Below are 14,360 nucleotides of genomic sequence, written 5' to 3' on the forward strand. Positions count from 1 at the left end.
AAAAAAGGATAGTGTTATACACATGTATATCACCATGCAGTTTTAATTATGACCGAATGGAAAGACGACCAACCGATCTTTAGGCAACTTGCCGCAAAGATCAGTGACCAAATTCTTCAAGGTGTTTGGCTAGAGCTACAAGCATTGCCCTCTGTGCGTACGGTTGCCGCCGATCTCAAGATCAACCACCTTACAGTCATGAAAAGCTATCAGTTACTGGTTGATGAAGGCCTAGTAGAGAAAAAACGCGGCCAAGGCATGTATGTGGCGGAAGGTGCACTTCAAAAGTTGAAAGAGTCGGCACACCAAACTTTCATTAACACACAGATCCCAGCCATCGCTGAGACGCTAGGCATCATTGATATGAGTGTCGAAGAACTCGTGAAACAGCTAGAACAACATATAAAGGACAAGTCATGAGTACTTTACTTTCAGTGAAAAACGTAACCAAAACTTATTCAAACCAAGTGGGTGTTGAGAACATCAGCTTTGAGTTAAAGCCGGGACAAGTGCTTGGGCTGCTTGGCCACAATGGCGCGGGTAAATCGACACTGATCAAATCACTGCTTGGTGGGCATAACTATCAAGGTGAGATTGAGGTGAATGGTTACCATCCTATCCACCAGCACGCAGAACTCATGCAGCACTTATCGTACATTTCAGATGTAAACGTGTTACCAGAGTGGATGACAGTGAAACAACTGCTTCGCTATACCCAAGGTGTACACCCAAGCTTCAACAAGCAAAAAGCCGAACAGACGTTAAGCAGCACTAACATTAAGCTCTCTTCAACGATTAAGCAGCTTTCTAAAGGGATGAAGGTACAACTTCACCTTGCGATCATCATTGCAACCGACACACAGGTGTTGATCTTAGATGAGCCAACGCTGGGTCTTGATCTACTCTACCGCGATACTTTTTATCGTCACCTACTAGAGTGGTTCCATGACGGCGAACGCGCGATGATCATCGCTAGCCATGAGGTTTCAGAGATTGAACACCTACTAACGGACGTGTTGATTCTGAAACAAGGCCACTGTGTGTTGCAAAAGAGCATGGAAGACATCGAGAACGACTATTTCATTATCGATGTCGCAAACAACCATTCAAGCGAGATCCAAAGTCTCAACCCACTGACCTCACAGCCTGGGCTGGGAACTACCAAGTGGTTACTGGAAGGCCAATACAAAGCGCAAGTTGAGTCATTGGGTAACATCTACAACGTGGGTCTCGCGGACCTATTCCTTGCAACACAGACGGAGAAGGCATAATGCATCCAAGTTTTTACATGCTAGAAAAAGAGCTTATCGAGCACAAAATCAACACTCGATTGCCTCTGTTTGTCGGGTTGTGTGGCTTCTTGCTGTTCGTTAGCTTGTTCTTTAGTGGTCAGGCACAACACGAGTTTTTCTTCCAAATGGAAGTCAACGGCGACGTGAGCGACATCCACAGAGAGTTCGCACAAGATCTTAACTCAGTGATCTACTTTGGCGCAGGCTTGATTTCACTGCTGCTTTCGACGCTTTATATCCCTAAAACGCTGCGTAAAGAGCGCCAAGAAGGCAGCTCAATGTTTTGGAGAAGTATGCCAGTATCGAATGCCATGACTCACGGTGTGAAGCTAGGTTTCGGTTTAGTGGTGATTCCCGCTATCTGCGCTCTGTTGGTTCTGTTCGCTGATTCTCTGTTTTGGATTCTGAACATTTCAAGCGAACAACAATTAGCACTGATAGTCGAGCAACAATCGCTATTCTATGTGCTAACCAATTGGGTGGTTTTCTTTGGTCGAATGCTGCTGGTTGCGTTAGTTCTATTGCCATTAGCAACGGTTACTCTGGCGATTTCGCAACTGGTTAACTCTCCGCTGCTTGTTATTTTCATCTCAAGCTTTGCGATTAAGTGGTTGGCTATCGCGCTATTCGGATTCTATGGTATCAATGATTTCTTTTCTGTCATCGTATCGTTGCCGATGAAAGTGCTGACGACCAGCAATCCATTCAGTGCGCTTTCAGAAGTCTCTATTCTGTCGCTAAGTATTTACGTACTGCTCGGTATTGGTGGTTACCTACTGAGCCTTAAGTTAAACAGAACTGATGATGTGAGCTTGAAGACGCTGTTCCAACGCTAGAGTCACTTATTCTGAACCTGAGCCCTGAGCCCTGAGCGGCTAGCCTCATCAGATATCAAAATCTAAATCAAAGCTTCTGAGAAATCAGGAGCTTTTTTATTGGCTGCTGTTTATTGTTAGGCACTTTAAACCCTAACAACGGTTTTGGTGATAGAGGCAAAGGTACGGATTGGTGGTTGGTTTTGGTTTTGGTTTTGGTTTTGGTTTTGGTTTTGGTTCAGGATGCTGAATGAGGTAAAGATAAACTAGGAGGTATTAATGAGCTGACATTGAATTGCATTATTGTTAATGCCTGCCAGCTCTTTGGGGGATGATTTCTTTAGTCGCCGACCAGATGAAGGTCCTTGAGAGTGCTATTGAAATCGGTTTGTTGCGTTTACAGATCTTGTAATCAGTTCTGCTTATAAGCTTTTAATTCATCATTTTAACTTCAAGCTCTTTCGCTTTTCAGTTATCGATATAAAGCTTATTTCTTTGAAGCTTCTTTCGCTGTGTCTTTCCAGTATTGGATGCGAACGCGATGAAGCTGTGCTCTTCTCATTTTTTTCATAAGGGATATTTCCTTTTCTTTAACTGCTCTTCATGAGCTATTTTTATTGCCAACCATTCGAATCTAACGGTGTTTGATGCCCAGTTCAATGATACAAATCACAAAATATATAGAGTTTTGAGTACCATTTACATCAAAGTATGACCTAGATATCAACTATGGCTCAATTCAATCCTATAAGCCTCTGTTCAAAATTAAGGTTAGTTCTCTCAGATGACAAATTCATTTCAGTATCAATACAGTTCAATGATACTAATTTAATAGACCGGACCAACGCGGATTTAGTTCCAACGTCTTATCTTTTATTGCTAATACCACCCCCAAAGTTACAGCGTAACTAAAACCAAATTCAATGTGAACAAATAGTCACCACATTAGTCTATACGTCACAACATCAAAATGGGATTATGTTTGTAACGGATAGAGCTTTTGATAGAAAAAAGCCGTAATGAATACAATTAAATGGACGTAATAATGAGTAAAGTAATTCTGCAAGGGCATATTCTGGTGCTAGACAACGATCTAGAAGCAGTGACACAAGCCTTAGTTGTGCACAAAGAACTGACACTGGAAGAACCTGGTTGTATCGTGTTTCGAGTCAGTCAAAGCACGCTTCAACCTAATCGCTTTGAAGTGTATGAAGAATTCACTAGCCGAGAAGCATTTGAATCCCACCAACAGCGAGTAAAAGCCTCTGAATGGGGTGAAATCTCCAAAAACGTGACCCGTCATTACCAAGTCTCCGACGTTCCGACATCATAATGATACATCCACTAGCCAACCGCATCGTCACATTGATCAAACAAGATCCCTTACGAATGCAGGTTTTAGACTGTGTCGCTCAGCTGGATTTACCGCAGTGCTATGTTGCTGCGGGCTTTGTGAGAAACCTCGCTTGGGATCACCTGCATGATTATGCCTCCCCGACTCCACTCAATGATATTGATGTGATCTACTTTGATCCCATTGATACCTCTTACGAATCGACTCTTCGATACGAGGATCTGCTTAAACAACGCTTACCCGAACTGAATTGGCAAGTTCGTAATCAAGCCTGCATGCACATCAGAAATGGGGATAAGCCTTACCAAAGCTCATTAGAAGCAATGAGTTTTTGGCCAGAAAAAGAGACTGCAGTTGCTATCAAACAAAAGCTAGCCGGAGAAATTGAGTGTATTTCTGCTTTTGGCTTAGAAAGTTTGTTTGATTTGCAAATCACACCCAACCCAAAGCGTAGCCGAGAGATCTTTGATCAAAGAGTACAATCCAAGGACTGGCTGATCCAGTGGCCCAAGTTAACGATTAGTCACCGTTAACTAGCAGTCGAATTCAAACGCTAAAACCATTGACTAAAATCCCAATCAGATCGAACATGCCCCACTTGTTAGCTTATTAGCTTAGTAAGTAAGTTAGTAACTCATCAACCGCGCGTGGCGACTAGCTGCTACGCTCTCTCGTCATACTGAGTAACGACCATGAACCAACAATACATGCTGCAAGCACTCGAAGCTTCGCGCCAAGCCTTACCTGATTGCCAACCAAACCCGCCAGTAGGCTGCGTTTTGGTAAAGAACGATAAGGTGGTATCTGTTGGGTACACGCAAAAAGTCGGCGGAAACCACGCCGAGGTCGAAGCGCTCAATAGCTATGATGGAGCAATGGAAGGGGTTACCGCTTACGTAACTTTAGAGCCATGTTCATTTGTCGGCAGAACTCCCGCTTGCGCCAATACATTGGTTAAAGCCGGTGTGAAACACGTAGTGGTGGCGATGCTAGACCCAGACCCTCGTAATAATGGTCGTGGTGTAGCAATACTGGAATCTCATGGTGTCAAAGTCGATGTGGGGCTATGCCAAGCACAAGCGAGTGCCTTTTTAACCCCATACCTTGGTAAGTCTTAGTGCTCAGTATCTGTGGAGTTTAGCTATTACACTAGGATTATTGAGTACTCGTTACTCAACATCCAGTCAACCGAGACTAACCCACGTCTACTCGATAAAGTGGGTTAGCTGGCGTATCAACAAAGTATGCCCAGATATGATCATACACCGCATGTTGGTTAGGGAATGGCGCTAACGCTTTCGCTTCCTCTAAACTGCACCATCGATACTCAGTGTGTTCATGGTTTAATTCTACCGCTTGGTCTGGCGGGCAAAGCACAGCAAATATCGGGATAAGTTGAATAACATTGACGTTCGCCTCGTAGAACTGCTCCAAAAATTGAGCGTTATACAGTTCTTTCGCTTCGATTTTAGTTTCTTCTTCAAATTCACGTACGATTGCCTGCCAACCAGTTTCATCCGCTTCAATCGAGCCTGCAACATGGCACCAATAGCCGCCCTTTACGCGCTTCATTAATAGCATTTTCGTCTGTCCGTCGATCTCAGAAAGAGCGACACCAGCCACAATCGAAGTATTGAGTGGAATCATAACGTTACCTTTTTAGAACACGAAGCGAGCAAGCCTAGCACCCTTCCATCAGTAAGTAGTCCTTGATGATGGAAAACGAGATACTAATCATTAATTTGTATTCCTCCCCAAGCACTCCAACCTTATGCGGACAATCGAATTTACTGTATCAAACGACGGTGCGATTTCTTATTTGAGGCGCTTTTAGATAAAGAGTAGAATCGCCTACCTTATACTGTATTTAAGCTCTCAAAACACAGTAGACTCATAGCCATTTATCACCATCAAGTAAGACGACTATATGCACTCATCAAAACCAACGCACGACTCAGAAAACAGCCATACACCTGAGCATTGCTTCACTCGTTTTCAACAGTCGATCGAGTCATATTCGTTGCCTGAACGTTTCACCTTCCCGTTCTACTATGAACCGCACCCATTGTGTGAGATCGCCTCTCAACAGCTTCAACAATATCTAGAAGCTCAAACTGATTGGCAGCATGACTTCGGGCTAGATTCTGACTCTGGTCGCGGCAAAATGTTTGGTGTGTTGTTAGTAAGAAGCCCAGAAGGTGATCTGGGTTACTTCTCTGCTTTCTCTGGGAAAATCGCCGACCAAAACCTGCTGCCCCATTTTGTGCCACCGGTATTTGATATGTTGAGCAGCGACAGCTTTTTCCATCAAGACACGGCTGACATGATGGCTGTGAATGCGAAATTTAAAGCGCTGCAAGTCAGCGCTGAATATCTCGAATTGTGTGAGCAGTTAGCACAGCAGAAAGCACAGGCAGAGCAAGAGATCGAAGCGCAACGTTTGTTGATTATTGAAGGCCGAAAAACACGTAAAGAACAACGTGAACAAGGTAAAGAAAACCTTGATGAGCAAGCTTTCGAACAACTAAATAACGAGCTAAACAAAGCCAGTGTTGCCGACAAGAATCAGCAGAAGTACCTTAAGCTCAACTGGGAACAAACTCTGAATGAGCTTCAGGGCAAAGTTGACGTGTTTACGACTCAATTAGCTGAACTCAAAGAGCAAAGAGCACATATATCTCATCAGCTTCAACACAAACTGTTTTCACAATACGCTTTCCAAAATGCGGAAGGCAATGTCGAAGACCTTAACCAGATCTTTGAAAATACGCCAAACAAGATTCCACCAGCAGGTTCTGGCGAATGTGCTGCGCCAAAGCTTCTGCAATATGCGTATCTGAATGGCTATACGCCACTGGCACTGGCGGAATTTTGGTGGGGCCGTTCTCCGAAATCGGAAATTCGCAAACACAAAAAATACTACGCTTCTTGTCAAAGCAAATGTGTACCAATCCTTGGCCACATGATGAAGGGCCTTGAAGTGGATCCAAACCCACTATTAGAGAACCCTGCTGAAGGCAAAGAGCTCGATATTCTGTTCCAAGATGAACACATTGTCGTGGTTCATAAGCCAGCTGGTTTTCTATCCGTACCGGGAAAAACCATCAAAGACTCGGCCTACACTCGCGTTCAAGAAATGCATCCTGATGTTGAAGGGCCATTCGTTATACACCGCTTAGACATGGCGACCTCTGGCATTCTGATATTTGCCCTTACTCGACGTGCGAACAAAAGCTTGCAGAAGCAGTTTATTACTCGTGAAGTCGAGAAGCGATACGTAGCTATGATTGAAGGTGTTCTGGCTGAAGATGAAGGTTATGTTCGATTACCGCTGCGTGGTGATTTGTACGATCGCCCTCGTCAGATTGTCTGTTTCGAACACGGAAAGCCTGCAGAAACTAAATGGGAAGTGATTGAACGCAATCAAGAAACCACCAAGGTTTACCTACACCCTAAAACAGGACGCACACACCAATTACGAGTTCACTGTTCACACGAAGAAGGGCTCCATATGCCAATCGTAGGTGATGGCCTATATGGCAACAAAGCTGACCGTCTTCACCTACATGCAGAACGACTTGCTCTACACCACCCAATTACTAAAGAGTGGATGGAATTCCAATTTGAAGCAGAGTTCTAAAGATTCTCATCAATAACGAGTCTTAATGAAAGGAGTCACACCATTTGTGGCTCCTCTTCTCCCATTTCCCCGCATTTCACGCCCTCGTTTTGCCTAACTCTTTCGGATATATCTCCACGCTTATTGCACTACATCAAGGTTCACTTCATTTTGAGGTGTAGGATGCCCCTCTTCACCTTTCCTTGAGGCCTTTGATATGTCATCAGCTGCTTTGAATCTGCATTCCAATACACAAACATCTTCTTTGGCTACTGCGCCAATACCAACACGAACACCAACAAACTTAAAGCCAATCACAACGAAAAAACCGGATCTGAATTCGGCAATGCTGAGTCTCATCGAAGAAGTTAAAAATGAACTCCCGCTCTATGAGTCAGAGACATTCATTTGTGGACCAAAAGGAAATTGCTCAGGTTGCTCTAAGAAATTGCTAGAGATGGTCGACACAGAATTGATGTACTGGGAGCACAGCATTTCAATGGGACAAGGACCAAACTTCGAAGAACTGCGTCGTTTTGGCAAGCTATGCAGCAGCGTAAGACGCGGCTTAGAAAGAAACGGCTTGGTAGAGAAACGCCCTAGAAGAAGGTGACTAGAGCCAAGTCGTTAATTTTGGTACTGAAACACGATCTAGGGCGTCCTCGATCGTGTTTGAGGTCTCGCCCTCACTGACTTGAGCGCATATTGACTCCAATTACCTCAATTGGAGTTAAACCATGAAATGGATACATTTACTGTTCACACCCCTACTTTTCCTTTGCGCTTCATCAATCGCTTCCGATGTCGGATTCACCCAGATAACCTTAACAGACGACCCTATTCGCCCCCTCAACACTGCCATTTGGTATCCCACACAAGATGAATCAAACACGTCCTTGATTGGCGATAACCCAGCCTTTATAGGCACGAGAGTCATCAAAAATGCCAAGATCCAATCAGGTAAGTTTCCCGTTGTCCTCATATCGCATGGTTATCGTGGTAACTGGCGAAACCAGAATTGGTTGGCGACCGAACTTGCACATCTCGGATACATAGTCGCCTCAGTCAATCATCCGGGAACAGCATCTTTTGACCAATCCCCAAAGCAAGCAGCGAAATGGTGGGAAAGACCGCGAGATATCACACGAACTCTCGATTACCTGTTAAGCGAAGTGCTATGGAAGCAATCTGTTAACGCCAACAATATCACTGCAATCGGACATTCATTAGGAGGCTGGACAGTGATGCAATTGGCAGGAGCGAAAATCGATAGACCAACCTTTGAGGCCAATTGTCTCATATACCCTAACCCACGAACTTGTGGGCTTGCTGAAGAGCTAGGGCTAGACAAAGTCCAAGCTGAAGAACCAAACCAAAAAGACCTTTCAGATCCTCGAATTCAACGTGTAGTTAGCCTTGATCTGGGGCTTTCACGCAGCTTTTCAGTCGGCAGCCTAAATGACATTAAAGTGCCAATCTTAATACTGGCGGCTGGGATTGATATTGGCGACTTACCTCAGGCATTAGAGTCTGGCTACATGGCAGAGCATATTCCTCTTAGTTCGAGACAATACAAAGTCTACGAAAACGCCACTCATTTCAGTTTCATTCAACCATGTAAATCAGGAGCCGAAGTAATACTTGAAGAGGAAGTACCGGGCGATGGCATTATTTGTAAAGACGGCTTAGGATCTTCACGCGGTGAGCTACATCAATTGATATTGAATGACATTATTGGCTTCCTGAATCGATAAACTTAGAAGTAAACAAACTCAATCTAACACTTATGGCGAGCTTCGAAACTCACTCGGAGTTTGCCCAGTAATCCTTGAAAACTCTCGATTGAAATTGGACTTGGTTTGAAAACCTGAATTGAGGAAGATATCGGTTATCGTGTCATCACTTTGCTTCAATAGAGTCTTGGCATACTCAATTCGATAAGCGTTGATCACCTTCGAAATGTTCTCATTATGAGTTTGGTTAACCGCTGACGATATCTTGCGAGCTGGGATGCCTAGCTTTCGTGCCAAGCGATTGAGAGACAGATCAGGATCCTTAAATAATTGATGCTCCCTCATTAATGCATCGAACTTAACCATGATCTGCGCGGTTTCTTCTGCTTGGTCTTCATCTAGGCTGCTCGCTAGTGTAGTCGATGTGTCGACTTCTTCTGGAGAGCGTTGTGACATGGAAGATAAATCCTGAACCTGCTTGGTTTTTTCTTCGTCAGGCGTGCTCATACTGACCACCATCACAGCGGACACAATGGCGGGAATAAGGACAAGGTAGCTTAGCGATAAAATCAGGTGGGTGTGCTGCGCATCCAACAGCAAGATATCGTAAAAGAGCACACCGTCGACTAAGGCGGAAAATAGTAGCATTACACCTGCAACTCTTTCAGCAGCCAGCACTTTCGATACATCGGTCAGCCGCACTTGTTCCGGCACTTGCAGCGACGACTTCAGCAGCAAACTACCATACCCGAGATAGAGAAAGATCAGCAATACATCAAGAGTTCCCGCCCAGAGATGCGCATAGAAAAGTGAGCCAACTAAAACAGCAATCGGGCCTAGCCAATGCAAATGTGTACTGGATTGACTTCGATGAGCTCCTGCAAAGCATAACCAAGCCGCCACAGGAACACAGGCACCAAAAATGGGTTGTAAGAAGCGAAACAACGCAATATCAAACGTCCACCGAAGGCCCACTACCGTCACCATCAACGCGCACAGAATGATAAACCAAAATGGCTTTTGACTGGTTTGTGGGTAACGGCATCGAAGCAGCCCACCTGTCATCAATAACAACAGCGCCGCGACAAATGGTAAAGGAATGGCAAGCATCAACAGTCCGTTTAGGTTCGAGAAAAGGTCACTTCCCCTTCAGCACTTCATTAGCGAAGTCACTGAGCGAACCAGTGATATATATTGAATATCAATCTATGGTAAATCATTCCTCTGATAAAAATCTAGCTCGAAACCTTGATGGTGTTAAACCAATGATTTTCATAAAGACTTTTCGGAAGCTGTTAACGTCTTCATACCCAACTAAGTAGCTGATTTGTTCTACTGGTTTGTGAGAACTTTCCAGTAGCTCGCACGCGCTTTGAACACGCACATGTTGAATATAGTTAATCGGAGTCAAGGTCGTCGCTTTGGTAAATTGTCGGATAAAGGTTCTTCGCGTCATGAAGGCTTCCTCCGCCAATTGATCAAGCGTCAAAGGAAGGTGGTGATTCTTTTGAATAAAGCGCTGCACAGAGACAATCTTGTCATTCCCATGAGCGTAGTTAGGCACAAAACTTTGGTAGTAGCGCTGCTCTCTCAACCCCGTATCCAACACCAGATACTTACCCAAATTACGCGTATTGGTCGGCGTCGTGTATTTAGTCAGGATAAACAGAGCCAAATCCATCCACGACATCAAACCACCAGCAGTAATGATGTCATCGTCATCGATCAGGATTTTATCGATATCCACTTCGATTCCAGTATGTAGCTCCGAAAACAACTGTTGAGCTTGCCAGTGCGTTGTGACGGTTCGCCCTTCCAACAATCCTGTTTGAGCAAGAATGAACACGCCTGCGCACGCTGAGCACAATATTGAACCCTTTTGATGAGAGTCAATCAGGTAATCCGTTAGCCTCTCATCACGGTCTAGGTAGTAACTGCCATCTAGGTTGGGCGGTAATAAAATGATATCGGCTTTAGACTCTTCACCTGAATTAGCCGATGAAACCGATAAGTCGCCATAAGGCTTAATCTCAACCTGAAACTGAACCGCTTTATTGCCAGAATCAAGGCTGTTCGCCATCTGAAGGAACTCTTTTACTCCAAACACAGCGCTCTGCAGAGACCCTGGGTAATCGATGATTTCGACCTTCACTGATTTTGTCACTATTGCCATATAGTCTGTCATTTTTGACGTGCGTTAAAAAACACAGGGTAGTCATAATATCCCTACACCGCAACACACTAAATACAAAGGTATAGACTATGAAGAACACAGCCCTACTACTTATCGACTTTCAAAATGACTATTTCCCTTCATACGAAGGTGCAAAATGGCCGCTATCTGAAACAGAAAAAGCAGCCGAAAAAGGTGCACAGTTATTATCAGCTTTCAGAGACAAGCAACTTCCTGTGGTTCATGTACGTCATGAGTTTCCGACGAATGATGCTCCGTTCTTCTTGCCAGAATCAGACGGTGCTCAAATCCACAGCAGCGTGACTCCGCGAGAAGGTGAGCCAGTCATCGTAAAGCATCAAATAAATAGCTTTAGAGATACAGAACTGGACAAAGTATTGAAGGAACAAGGCGTTGAAAGGTTGATCATTGTTGGCGCGATGAGCCACATGTGTATTGACGCAGTGACCCGCGCAGCAACCGATTTAGGCTATGAGTGCCACGTAGCGCATGATGCTTGCACAACCTTAGACATAGAGTTCAATGGCGTTAAGGTTCCAGCAGCGCATGTCCACGCCGCATTCATGGCTGCACTGAGCTTTGGTTATTGCAATGTCGCGACAGCAAACGAGCTTGAGAGCCTGCTTAAATAAAGCTCAAAATCAAAAGCCAGCTTCTGAACAATTCTTGTAGATACAAAAAAGGCGCCGATTACGGCGCCTTCTCATTAAAATCTATTTTTACTAAGCTTGAGCCACTTGGCGTGCTGGGTGTTTGATAAACACAGCAACAACAGCCACGATAGCAAGTGCAAAACAGTAGTACGAGTTAGAGACAATCTCTAGCGGCGATAGGTTGAACACAGAACCTAATAGCAATACCTGCGCACCGTAAGGCAACACGCCTTGAATCACACAAGAGAAGATATCCAATAAGCTTGCCGAACGGCGCGGAGATACATCGTTCTCTTCCGCTAATTGGCGAGCCACACTACCTGAAACAATAATCGCTACTGTGTTATTTGCCGTGCACATGTTAACCATAGACACCAAACCAGCAATACCCAGTTCACTTGCGCGGCCATTCGCTTGCTTAGAGTGTGAAGAGCCAAATGCACGAATCATGCTACTGACTAAGTTAGTCAAGAATGCCAGACCGCCTTGGCGACGCATCAGTTCACTCAAACCACCAATCAGCATCGACAATAAGAAAATTTCCTGCATGTTGCCAAAGCCTGCATAGATGTCTTGCGCGTAATCCGTTAAACCGTAGTTCTCGACTGAACCTAAGCTAACGCCACCCGCCAATAAGATACCGATTGTTAGCACAACGAACACATTCATACCTGATACCGCAAGAATCAGGATAGTGATGTAAGGCAGTACTTTAAGCCACTCAATAGGACCCGTTTCAGGCACTTGAGTTGCAGTGCTGTTAAAAGCAAAGATAACAATCGCGATCAGTGCAGCAGGAAGTGCAATACGGATGTTCTCTTTAAACTTATCTCTCATCTCACAGCCTTGCGAGCGTGTTGCAGCAATCGTGGTATCAGAGATGATAGAAAGGTTGTCACCAAACATTGCGCCACTTAAAACAACACCCGCTGTCAGTGGAATGCTCATGCCAGCAGAATCCGCAATGCCCAGTGCAACAGGCGCTACCGCCGCGATGGTGCCCATCGAAGTACCCATTGCTGTTGCGATGAAAGCAGAAATTAGGAAGATACCCGGTAGTATCATGCTCGTCGGGATCGCCGACAAACCAAGGTTTACCGTCGCATCCACACCACCAGAAGCTTTAGCAACGGCTGCAAAAGCACCTGCCAATAGGTAGATCATACACATTGCGATAATGTCTTTGTGACCTACTCCACTCAAGAACTGTTCGATAGCACGGTTCAATTTATCTTTGCTCAACAACAGCGCCAACATCACCGCAGGTAAAGCCGCAATCGGAGCTGGAAGCTGATAGAAAGCAAAATCGACACCTTGCAACGACAGGTACGTACCTACGCCAATAAACAGCGCAAGGAACACAATCAGAGGGATAAGCGCCACTGCCGAAGGAGCAATAACCGCATTAGAATTTTTTGAATTGGACATGGAACGACAACACTATAGAACAGGAAGGAGAGCAGACTAATGTCACACTTAGGACTTGTCAACGTCTAGACGTCTAAACGCCCAATATAATGCAAAGTAATACGAACTCTATTGAACATCACATAATAGAAAAGGCTATTTACTCACCAGTAAATAGCCTTTCGAGAACCAATCACCTGTGCGCAAGGCAGGGTTGTAGAGAACAGCTTTCTTAATCAATAGAGCTTGTAAATAACTTAGCGCTTTTGAGTGAAAGTCACTTGGTACTCTCCGATACCATCATAAGCAACGGTTGTTAGCTCGTCGAAGCCAAGCTCAACAACACCACAGTAAGACCCTGTAATGATCGCCTCGCCCGCTTCAAAACTGACTCCACGCTTGGTCATGGTATCGATCAACCAGTAAACGGGATTTTGAGCTAATGCGTTAGGGTGAGTACCAGAAAATGCCTGAACTTTTCCAGCTTGAGTTATAGCCACTTCGACCTTGGCAGCAGCAAACGCTTTATCTTTCTCTATTTCAGGACCAAGAAACAGACCTTGGTTTGCCAAGCAATCGGCTAAAACTTCGTAAAACTCTGCACCACTGTCATCAGCAAAGCGAGATTGAATTAACTCAAGTGCCATATGGCAGGAGCCAATGGCATCATTGATTTGTGCTTCGCTGTAACCATTTGAGTTCGCAGGCAAAGGCTTAGCCAGTACAAAAGCGATTTCTGGTTCTACTCGGGCTACCTCTTTACCTGGCACTGAGCCTGTATCTGCGAACAGTTCACAAACTTCACCTTGCTGAGCGTTGTCAGCGAAAATAGGCGCTACGATAAATTTGTTTTCTGCAAGAGGTAACAGACACTTCCAGCCCCCCACTCTATCTGCGCGAATTTCAATCATGGATTCTTGAATGGCTAACGCATCATCTAAACTGACTGGGCGATATGGTTCGATTAATCTTGGCGCTTTAGTTCCCGCTGTGCGACGGCTTAATAACTCTTTAGCCGCCTGCTCAAATACACTTGTCATAATATACCGTTTAATTTAGAACGATTAGAAATAGGCTTGGGCAATGGCATCACTCATGCGATGGTTGCACCATAAAGTGTTCAAGGCCTATTGTCACATGTCCCGCAAGTGAACACATACCGCTAAGTCAATATATTAAAAGAAAAGCCAGCACCTTGAACTGACCCCCAATAGTTGGACACCAATTATTGGGGGTCTTTTTATGTCCAAATATAGCCGAGAGCTAAAATGTATCATTGCTAAGCAATACTTA

15 protein-coding genes are annotated in these 14,360 nt (G+C 44.7%); 10 read left to right on the plus strand and 5 right to left on the minus strand.

The window, feature by feature from the left end:
* Window positions 1-48: 48 nt before the first annotated feature.
* From QQ041_RS08060 to QQ041_RS08085, 6 genes are all read left to right on the plus strand, one after another.
* Window positions 49-420 carry a GntR family transcriptional regulator gene (locus tag QQ041_RS08060; protein ID WP_285953537.1) on the plus strand — a complete coding sequence of 124 codons (372 nt, stop codon included), beginning with the start codon at window positions 49-51 and terminating at the stop codon, window positions 418-420.
* Window positions 417-1,271 carry an ABC transporter ATP-binding protein gene (locus QQ041_RS08065; RefSeq protein WP_285953538.1) on the plus strand — a complete coding sequence of 285 codons (855 nt, stop codon included), beginning with the start codon at window positions 417-419 and terminating at the stop codon, window positions 1,269-1,271. Before QQ041_RS08060 ends, QQ041_RS08065 begins: the two co-directional genes overlap by 4 nt.
* Window positions 1,271-2,128 carry a hypothetical protein gene (locus QQ041_RS08070; RefSeq protein ID WP_285953539.1) on the plus strand — a complete coding sequence of 286 codons (858 nt, stop codon included), beginning with the start codon at window positions 1,271-1,273 and terminating at the stop codon, window positions 2,126-2,128. Before QQ041_RS08065 ends, QQ041_RS08070 begins: the two co-directional genes overlap by 1 nt.
* 1,024 nt (window positions 2,129-3,152) lie before the next feature.
* Window positions 3,153-3,440, plus strand: a complete 288-nt coding sequence (locus QQ041_RS08075) for a putative quinol monooxygenase (protein ID WP_146492723.1) — start codon at window positions 3,153-3,155, stop codon at window positions 3,438-3,440.
* Window positions 3,440-3,994 (plus strand): nucleotidyltransferase family protein, encoded by a 555-nt coding sequence (locus tag QQ041_RS08080; protein WP_285953540.1) that lies wholly within the window; start codon window positions 3,440-3,442, stop codon window positions 3,992-3,994. Before QQ041_RS08075 ends, QQ041_RS08080 begins: the two co-directional genes overlap by 1 nt.
* 159 nt (window positions 3,995-4,153) lie before the next feature.
* Complete coding sequence (locus tag QQ041_RS08085; RefSeq protein ID WP_285953541.1) at window positions 4,154-4,579, plus strand: bifunctional diaminohydroxyphosphoribosylaminopyrimidine deaminase/5-amino-6-(5-phosphoribosylamino)uracil reductase RibD; 426 nt, start codon at window positions 4,154-4,156, stop codon at window positions 4,577-4,579.
* Between the two features lie 76 nt (window positions 4,580-4,655).
* Here the strand turns inward: QQ041_RS08085 and QQ041_RS08090 are convergent, their stop codons facing one another.
* Window positions 4,656-5,108: an NUDIX pyrophosphatase gene (locus QQ041_RS08090; protein WP_146492720.1), complete on the minus strand. Its 453-nt coding sequence runs from the start codon at window positions 5,106-5,108 to the stop codon at window positions 4,656-4,658.
* Between the two features lie 280 nt (window positions 5,109-5,388).
* Between QQ041_RS08090 and QQ041_RS08095 the strand changes: the two genes are divergently transcribed.
* The 3 genes from QQ041_RS08095 (at window position 5,389) to QQ041_RS08105 (ending at window position 8,834) form a co-directional block, all read left to right on the plus strand.
* Complete coding sequence (locus tag QQ041_RS08095; RefSeq protein WP_285953542.1) at window positions 5,389-7,101, plus strand: RluA family pseudouridine synthase; 1,713 nt, start codon at window positions 5,389-5,391, stop codon at window positions 7,099-7,101.
* A gap of 196 nt (window positions 7,102-7,297) precedes the next feature.
* Complete coding sequence (locus tag QQ041_RS08100; protein ID WP_146492718.1) at window positions 7,298-7,693, plus strand: hypothetical protein; 396 nt, start codon at window positions 7,298-7,300, stop codon at window positions 7,691-7,693.
* 124 nt (window positions 7,694-7,817) lie between these two features.
* Entirely contained in the window at window positions 7,818-8,834 is a 1,017-nt protein-coding gene (locus QQ041_RS08105) for a dienelactone hydrolase family protein (RefSeq protein ID WP_285953543.1), read from the plus strand.
* 30 nt (window positions 8,835-8,864) lie between these two features.
* Here the strand turns inward: QQ041_RS08105 and QQ041_RS08110 are convergent, their stop codons facing one another.
* Together QQ041_RS08110 and QQ041_RS08115 are read right to left on the minus strand one after the other, a co-directional pair.
* Window positions 8,865-9,923, minus strand: a complete 1,059-nt coding sequence (locus QQ041_RS08110; protein ID WP_285953544.1) for an AraC family transcriptional regulator — start codon at window positions 9,921-9,923, stop codon at window positions 8,865-8,867.
* A gap of 106 nt (window positions 9,924-10,029) precedes the next feature.
* Window positions 10,030-10,986: a GlxA family transcriptional regulator gene (locus tag QQ041_RS08115; protein WP_285953545.1), complete on the minus strand. Its 957-nt coding sequence runs from the start codon at window positions 10,984-10,986 to the stop codon at window positions 10,030-10,032.
* An 89-nt stretch (window positions 10,987-11,075) separates the two neighbouring features.
* Between QQ041_RS08115 and QQ041_RS08120 the strand changes: the two genes are divergently transcribed.
* Window positions 11,076-11,639, plus strand: a complete 564-nt coding sequence (locus QQ041_RS08120) for a cysteine hydrolase family protein (RefSeq protein ID WP_285953546.1) — start codon at window positions 11,076-11,078, stop codon at window positions 11,637-11,639.
* A gap of 90 nt (window positions 11,640-11,729) precedes the next feature.
* Here the strand turns inward: QQ041_RS08120 and QQ041_RS08125 are convergent, their stop codons facing one another.
* Window positions 11,730-13,088, minus strand: a complete 1,359-nt coding sequence (locus tag QQ041_RS08125) for a Na+/H+ antiporter NhaC family protein (protein ID WP_285953547.1) — start codon at window positions 13,086-13,088, stop codon at window positions 11,730-11,732.
* Between the two features lie 236 nt (window positions 13,089-13,324).
* The gene (locus QQ041_RS08130) at window positions 13,325-14,107 is read right to left on the minus strand and encodes a 2-keto-4-pentenoate hydratase (protein WP_285953548.1); all 783 of its coding nucleotides are present in this window, start codon (window positions 14,105-14,107) and stop codon (window positions 13,325-13,327) included.
* Between the last annotated feature and the right edge of the window lie 253 nt (window positions 14,108-14,360).

The sequence above is a fragment of the Vibrio sp. TMPB1044 genome (assembly GCF_030442075.1).
Lineage (GTDB): Bacteria > Pseudomonadota > Gammaproteobacteria > Enterobacterales > Vibrionaceae > Vibrio > Vibrio satsumensis.

What these genes read in the sequence shown, in the direction of transcription:
- QQ041_RS08075 (WP_146492723.1), top strand. Translation starts at nt 3,153, where the DNA reads ATGAGTAAAGTAATTCTGCAAGGGCATATTCTGGTGCTAGACAACGAT.
- QQ041_RS08110 (WP_285953544.1), bottom strand. Translation starts at nt 9,923, where the DNA reads ATGCTTGCCATTCCTTTACCATTTGTCGCGGCGCTGTTGTTATTGATG.
- QQ041_RS08065 (WP_285953538.1), top strand. Translation starts at nt 417, where the DNA reads ATGAGTACTTTACTTTCAGTGAAAAACGTAACCAAAACTTATTCAAAC.
- QQ041_RS08105 (WP_285953543.1), top strand. Translation starts at nt 7,818, where the DNA reads ATGAAATGGATACATTTACTGTTCACACCCCTACTTTTCCTTTGCGCT.
- QQ041_RS08080 (WP_285953540.1), top strand. Translation starts at nt 3,440, where the DNA reads ATGATACATCCACTAGCCAACCGCATCGTCACATTGATCAAACAAGAT.
- QQ041_RS08090 (WP_146492720.1), bottom strand. Translation starts at nt 5,108, where the DNA reads ATGATTCCACTCAATACTTCGATTGTGGCTGGTGTCGCTCTTTCTGAG.
- QQ041_RS08115 (WP_285953545.1), bottom strand. Translation starts at nt 10,986, where the DNA reads ATGGCAATAGTGACAAAATCAGTGAAGGTCGAAATCATCGATTACCCA.
- QQ041_RS08125 (WP_285953547.1), bottom strand. Translation starts at nt 13,088, where the DNA reads ATGTCCAATTCAAAAAATTCTAATGCGGTTATTGCTCCTTCGGCAGTG.
- QQ041_RS08085 (WP_285953541.1), top strand. Translation starts at nt 4,154, where the DNA reads ATGAACCAACAATACATGCTGCAAGCACTCGAAGCTTCGCGCCAAGCC.
- QQ041_RS08095 (WP_285953542.1), top strand. Translation starts at nt 5,389, where the DNA reads ATGCACTCATCAAAACCAACGCACGACTCAGAAAACAGCCATACACCT.
- QQ041_RS08100 (WP_146492718.1), top strand. Translation starts at nt 7,298, where the DNA reads ATGTCATCAGCTGCTTTGAATCTGCATTCCAATACACAAACATCTTCT.
- QQ041_RS08070 (WP_285953539.1), top strand. Translation starts at nt 1,271, where the DNA reads ATGCATCCAAGTTTTTACATGCTAGAAAAAGAGCTTATCGAGCACAAA.
- QQ041_RS08120 (WP_285953546.1), top strand. Translation starts at nt 11,076, where the DNA reads ATGAAGAACACAGCCCTACTACTTATCGACTTTCAAAATGACTATTTC.
- QQ041_RS08060 (WP_285953537.1), top strand. Translation starts at nt 49, where the DNA reads ATGACCGAATGGAAAGACGACCAACCGATCTTTAGGCAACTTGCCGCA.
- QQ041_RS08130 (WP_285953548.1), bottom strand. Translation starts at nt 14,107, where the DNA reads ATGACAAGTGTATTTGAGCAGGCGGCTAAAGAGTTATTAAGCCGTCGC.